This is a genomic window from Pseudomonas sp. NPDC087803, from assembly GCF_044742995.1.
Classification (GTDB): domain Bacteria; phylum Pseudomonadota; class Gammaproteobacteria; order Pseudomonadales; family Pseudomonadaceae; genus Aquipseudomonas.
The window spans coordinates 1-3,829 of the sequence record NZ_JBIUVO010000110.1; the positions used below are offsets into that span (position 1 = coordinate 1).

General features: G+C 62.0%; 4 protein-coding genes. 2 read left to right on the forward strand and 2 right to left on the reverse strand.

The window, feature by feature from the left end:
• Together lipA and ACIOUG_RS26260 are read left to right on the forward strand one after the other, a co-directional pair.
• The coding region (gene lipA, locus ACIOUG_RS26255; protein ID WP_401069963.1) for a lipoyl synthase at positions 1-758 on the forward strand (758 nt) is incomplete at its 5' end.
• Positions 759-999: 241 nt separating this feature from the next.
• On the forward strand, positions 1,000-1,950 hold the full coding sequence (locus ACIOUG_RS26260; RefSeq protein ID WP_401069965.1) for an LD-carboxypeptidase: 951 nt from the start codon (positions 1,000-1,002) through the stop codon (positions 1,948-1,950).
• A 126-nt stretch (positions 1,951-2,076) separates the two neighbouring features.
• Here the strand turns inward: ACIOUG_RS26260 and ACIOUG_RS26265 are convergent, their stop codons facing one another.
• Both ACIOUG_RS26265 and arfA read right to left on the reverse strand, forming a co-directional pair.
• Positions 2,077-3,399, reverse strand: a complete 1,323-nt coding sequence (locus ACIOUG_RS26265; protein WP_401069967.1) for a lytic murein transglycosylase — start codon at positions 3,397-3,399, stop codon at positions 2,077-2,079.
• A 61-nt stretch (positions 3,400-3,460) separates the two neighbouring features.
• Positions 3,461-3,625, reverse strand: coding sequence for an alternative ribosome rescue factor ArfA (gene arfA / locus ACIOUG_RS26270; RefSeq protein WP_285418376.1), 165 nt, complete (start codon positions 3,623-3,625; stop codon positions 3,461-3,463).
• Between the last annotated feature and the right edge of the window lie 204 nt (positions 3,626-3,829).

Consider the following 3,829-nt stretch of genomic DNA (forward strand, 5'->3'; position numbering starts at 1 on the left):
CGAACCTGGGCGAGTGCTTCTCCGGCGGCACCGCGACCTTCATGATCATGGGCGACATCTGCACCCGTCGCTGCCCGTTCTGCGACGTTGGTCACGGCCGTCCGAAGCCACTGGACGTCAACGAGCCGGAAAGCCTGGCGATCGCCATTGCCGACCTCAAGCTCAAGTACGTGGTGATCACCTCGGTTGACCGCGACGACCTGCGTGACGGTGGTGCCCAGCACTTTGCCGACTGCATCCGCGAGATCCGCAAGCTGTCGCCGAACGTGCAGCTGGAAACCCTGGTCCCGGACTACCGTGGCCGCATGGACATCGCCCTGGAAATCACCGCCGCCGAGCCGCCGGATGTGTTCAACCACAACCTGGAAACCGTGCCGCGCCTGTACAAGGCTGCGCGTCCGGGTTCGGACTACCAGTGGTCGCTGACCCTGCTGCAACGCTTCAAGCAGATGATGCCGCACATTCCGACCAAGTCCGGCCTGATGCTCGGCCTGGGCGAGACCGACGAAGAAGTCATCGAAGTCATGAAGCGCATGCGCGAACACGACATCGACATGCTGACCCTCGGCCAGTACCTGCAACCGTCGCGCAGCCACTTGCCGGTGCAGCGTTTCGTGCACCCGGACACCTTTGCCTGGTTCGCCGAGGAAGGTTACAAGATGGGCTTCAAGAACGTCGCTTCCGGCCCGCTGGTACGTTCCTCGTATCACGCTGACGAGCAGGCGAAACTGGTCAAGGCCGAGCTGCTCGGTTCCTGATCCGGCGTTGATAGCCTGCAAAAAATACCCGCCTCGGCGGGTATTTTTGTTTGGGCCTGCGAAAACCTGTGGCGAGGGAGCTTGCTTGCGCCAGGGGCGAAGCCGTTCCGTAAAACCTGGGGTCGCTGCGCAACCCGGCGGGAGCAAGCTCCCTCGCCACAGTTTATTGGTGATCTCGCCTCTTTTGTTTGTCTTTGTACCTGACTACTGTGTGTGCATGATTTCACAGGGAGCCCCACGGATGACTGTTCGACCGACCCACACCCTTGTTCCGCATAAGCCTGTGCCGGCGCTGCCGTCCGAAGGGCTGATCGGTGTGATTGCCCCTGCCGGCCCCGGCGCACTGGACACTGACAAGGCTGTGCAGTGGATGCGTGCCCGCGGCTATGCGCTGAAGGTGTTTCCCGGCGTCTACGCGAAGGACGGCTATCTGGCCGGCAGCGATGACGTGCGGCTCAATGACTTGCACGCCGCGTTCGCCGACCCCGAGGTCGACGCGATCATCTGCCTGCGCGGTGGTTACGGCACGCCGCGCCTGCTGGACCGGATCGACTACGACCTGCTGGCCCGTCATGCCAAGCCATTTGTCGGCTACAGCGACATTACCGCGCTGCATCTGGCGATCAGTCGCTACGCAGGCTTCGTGACCTTTCACGGCCCGTTGCTCAATGCCGACCTGCTGGGGGACAAAGAGCCGCCCACCGTCACTTCATTCTTCGCCTTGCTGCGCGGGCAGTTGAAGGCGGGCAGTGTGCTGAGCCATCCGGTGGCTTATCCATTGACCACGGTAGAACCGGGCATTGCGCACGGGCGCTTGCTCGGCGGCAATCTGGCGATGATCGCCGCAACGCTGGGCACACCCTATGAGATTGATGTCGAGGGCGTGATTCTGCTGATCGAGGACGTCAACGAGCCGCTGTACCGCATCGACCGTTTGCTCACGCAGATGCGTCTGGCTGGCAAGCTGGCCAGATTGCGCGGTGTGCTGGTGGGGGATGTCGCCGGGGTCGATGTCGAGGCGTTGAACCGCTTGCTCAAGCAGACCTTCGAACCGTTGCGGATTCCGGTGCTGTCGGGGTGGCGCAGCGGGCATTGCGATCCGAACCTGACGTTGCCGATGGGGGCGCTGGTTCGCTTGGATGCCGGGAAGAAGGAATTGATGTTGGAACAGGATGTAGTGATCAAACGCTAGGGTTTGGTTGCCAGTGAGTCAGTCTTCGGGAGCAAGCCCCCTCCCACATTTGATTCGTGTCGTACACAGATCCAATGTGGGAGCGGGCTTGCTCGCGAAGGCGGCATCAGCCATACGATTATCGTTCTATTGGGTACGCAGGCTCTCAAGCAACTTGTGCGTCGGATAGCCATCCGCCGGCCAGCCAAGCGACTGCTGGGCACTGCGGATCGCCTTGCGCGTATTGGCGCCGATAATCCCGTCCGCCGTGCCTGCATCGTAGTTACGCGCGCTCAGCAGATTCTGCAATTCGATGCGTTCGGAACGGCTCAATGGCAGATCGTCTTTCGGCCATGTGCCGTTGATCAGGCCTGCGCCATTGAAGCGCTCGGACAACAGGCTGACCGCCAGTGCATAGGACGACGAGTTGTTGTACTTGAGGATCGCCCGGAAGTTATCGAGGATCAGGAACGCCGGGCCACGGTAACCGGCCGGCAGCAGCAGGGCGGCGGACAGTTGTTCCGAACCGGCCGGGGCCTGACCGCCGTTGGGCAGGATCACCCCCAGTTGACGCCATTCGGCAACAGTCTTGCGCATCGCGCCATCGGCCAGGGTGTAGTTGAAACCGCTCGGCAGTTGCACCTCGAAGCCCCACGGCTGACCACGCTGCCAGCCGGAGCTTTGCAGGTAGTGCGCGGTGGAGGCCAGCGCATCCGCCGGGCTGCCCCAGATATCGCGGCGCCCGTCACCGTCGAAATCCACGGCGTGGGTGTTGTAGGTGGTCGGAATGAACTGGGTCTGCCCCATCGCACCGGCCCACGAGCCGAGCATCTTCTCCGGAGTGATATCACCCTGTTGCAGAATTTGCAGGGCAGCGATCAGTTGCGCATGGGCAAAGCCCGGGCGCCGGCCTTCGTAGGCCAGGGTCGCGAGTGAGTTGATCACTGACTTGGTGCCCTGGAACTGACCGAAATTGCTTTCCATGCCCCACACCGACACCAGCGCCTGGCGATCAACGCCGTAACGCTGTTCGATGCTTTGCAGGATGTCAGCGTACTGACTGATCAGCGCCTGACCTTTGCGCACGCGCAGCGGCGACAGGGCGCCGTCGAGGTATTCCCACACCGGACGAGAGAATTCCGGCTGACTGCGGTCGGCCTTGATCACGCTGGCATCGAAGCTGACATTGGCAAATGCACGATCAAACAGATCGGCACGGATCCCGGCGGCGAGGGCATCCTTGCGAAAACCTGCCTGCCATTCGGCAAAGGTCTGGGTAGGCTGCAGGTCGAGAGGGTCGGCGGACGGCACTACCGGCGGGATGATCGCTGGGGCTGTTGCGACAGGGGCGGCTTGAAGAGGTTGCGCATCGGCGGCGGTAGGTTTTTCCGCGCAGGCGACAAGCAGAATGAAGCTGGAGGCAGCGATCAGTTGGCGAACGGGCCAACGACGGGAAAGACTGAAGGGCATGCACGGTTCCAGAGGATACGAATCAGGTGCAGACCTTAACATGAGCGGGGGGTACTGTGCTTCAGGCAGCCAGAAAGTAAGAAGCCTCCCAGCTGTCAGACTGGAAGGCTTCGCGGCGGTAGCTGCCTTTTCCCTTGGTTGGTCGTTCCTGGCGGCTGCGGAACAGGGGTTGGGCGATGATGGATTTGGCCTTGTTCGGGCCATGTTTCGCTGGCTTTTTGCTCATGACGGATCTCTCGATGGGTGGGTGTTGCGGGGGCAATAATCTGCCGATGTCGGGCATCTGTCTATAGGACAGATGGCGAGTCGATGTGTGGGAAAAAAGATCAAAAGATCGCAGCGTGGGGGGGGGGGGGGGGGGGGGGGGGGGGTGGGGGGGGGGGGGGGGGGGGGGGGGTTGTTTTTTTTTTGGAGGGGTGGGTGGGGGGCG

Bases quoted from the DNA above. Each gene is read 5' to 3' on its own strand.
- ACIOUG_RS26260 (WP_401069965.1), top strand. From the start codon at position 1,000: ATGACTGTTCGACCGACCCACACCCTTGTTCCGCATAAGCCTGTGCCG.
- ACIOUG_RS26265 (WP_401069967.1), bottom strand. From the start codon at position 3,399: ATGCCCTTCAGTCTTTCCCGTCGTTGGCCCGTTCGCCAACTGATCGCT.
- arfA (WP_285418376.1), bottom strand. From the start codon at position 3,625: ATGAGCAAAAAGCCAGCGAAACATGGCCCGAACAAGGCCAAATCCATC.